Here is a 1,600-nt window from a genome sequence, read left to right as displayed (position 1 = left end):
CTTCTTCACCGCTGTAGTGGATCGGCACTTTCTTGTTCATCTTGGTGTTGGCATCCACGCGCTGGAAGTCAATGTGCAGCACCAGTTGCTTGAACGGGTGGTATTGCACGTCACGCAGCAGCACTTGGGCGCTGGTGCCATTGATTTCCATGTCCAGGATGGAGGAATGGAAGGCCTCTTTTTTCAGGGCATGCCACAGCGCGTTGTGATCGAGTTCGATCAGCTGCGGCTGGCCTTTGCCACCGTAGACGATACCGGGCGTGCGGCCGGTGATGCGCAGACGGCGGCTCGCACCCGTACCCTGCTTGGCGCGCTCAAAAGCGACGAATTGCATGACTGACTCCTGTTGAGGGGTTCCGCGACCAGAACGCCTCGGTTTGAAAAAGGCCGCACCACACGGTGCAGCCTGCTTTTTGTCGCGTCAGAACAGACCGTCCTGATCGGCGAACAAACTCATGACCGACTCACCCGAGGCGATGCGCGCGATGGTTTCGGCCATCAGCGGCGCCACGGAGAGCTGGCGGATCTTGTTGCAGGCCTGGGCGGCTTGCGACAAGGGAATGGTGTTGGTCACGACCACCTCGTCCAGCGCGTTGCCCTTGGCGATGCGGTCGATGGCGGGGCCGGAGAAGATCGGGTGCGTGCAGTAGGCGTACACGTGTTTGGCACCGCGCTCCTTGAGCACCTCGGCCGCTTTGACCAGCGTGCCGGCGGTGTCGATCATGTCGTCCATGATCACGCAGTTGCGGCCGTCGATGTCGCCGATCACATGCATCACTTCCGAGACGTTCGGCTTGGGGCGGCGCTTGTCGATGATGGCCATGTCGCAGCCCAGCTGCTTGGCCAGCGCACGGGCGCGCACCACACCGCCCACATCGGGCGAGACCACCAGCAGGTCTTCGTAGTTCTTGGCGCGCAGATCGCCCAGCAGCACCGGCGAGGCGTAGATGTTGTCGACCGGGATGTCGAAGAAGCCCTGGATCTGGTCGGCGTGCAGGTCCATGGTCAGCACGCGCGAGACGCCCACGGTCTGCAGCATGTCGGCCACCACCTTGGCGGTGATGGGCACGCGGCTCGAACGCGGACGGCGGTCCTGGCGGGCGTAGCCGTAGTAGGGGATGACCACGGAAATGCGCTCGGCCGACGCGCGCTTGAGTGCGTCGACCATGATGAGCAGTTCCATCAGGTTGTCATTGGTTGGTGCACAGGTGGACTGCACCACGAACACATGACGCGCCCGCACGTTCTGGGTGATCTCGACCGTGACCTCGCCGTCCGAGAAGCGGCCGACATTGGCCGAACCGAGCTGGGTGTTGAGGTGTTGCGCGATCTCGGCAGCCAACACGGGGTTGGCGTTGCCGGTGAAGATCATGAAATCCGGTGGCTGGACGTTGGATGTGTTCATGTCGTGCATGGCGATCCCGGCGGCGTCAATGGCGAAAAAAGAGGCCGCTCAACGGAATGTCTCGCGGCCTGTCTCTTGTGCTGTGTGTCAAAAAATCTGGCAGGGGAGGAAGGACTCGAACCCTCGCATGCCGGAATCAAAATCCGGTGCCTTTACCAACTTGGCGACTCCCCTACGCAGGAGGCCTGTTCAACA

General features: G+C 61.8%; 2 protein-coding genes and 1 tRNA gene. All 3 read right to left on the bottom strand.

Going from position 1 to position 1,600, the window contains the following annotated elements; all coding sequences use genetic code 11:
- Positions 1 to 334, bottom strand: a 334-nt coding sequence (gene rplY, locus ACR2JA_RS07275) for a 50S ribosomal protein L25 (protein WP_434008432.1), incomplete at its 3' end; no start/stop codon positions are given.
- 87 nt (positions 335 to 421) lie between these two features.
- Complete coding sequence (locus tag ACR2JA_RS07270) at positions 422 to 1,405, bottom strand: ribose-phosphate pyrophosphokinase (RefSeq protein ID WP_434008431.1); 984 nt, start codon at positions 1,403 to 1,405, stop codon at positions 422 to 424.
- 97 nt (positions 1,406 to 1,502) lie between these two features.
- Positions 1,503 to 1,579 (bottom strand) — tRNA-Gln (locus tag ACR2JA_RS07265).
- Positions 1,580 to 1,600 lie beyond the last annotated feature (21 nt).

Source organism: Hydrogenophaga sp. (assembly GCF_051007235.1).
Lineage (GTDB): Bacteria > Pseudomonadota > Gammaproteobacteria > Burkholderiales > Burkholderiaceae_C > Hydrogenophaga.
The sequence above is the reverse complement of the archived record's forward strand: the minus strand, read 5'-3'. Positions and strand labels throughout refer to the sequence as shown.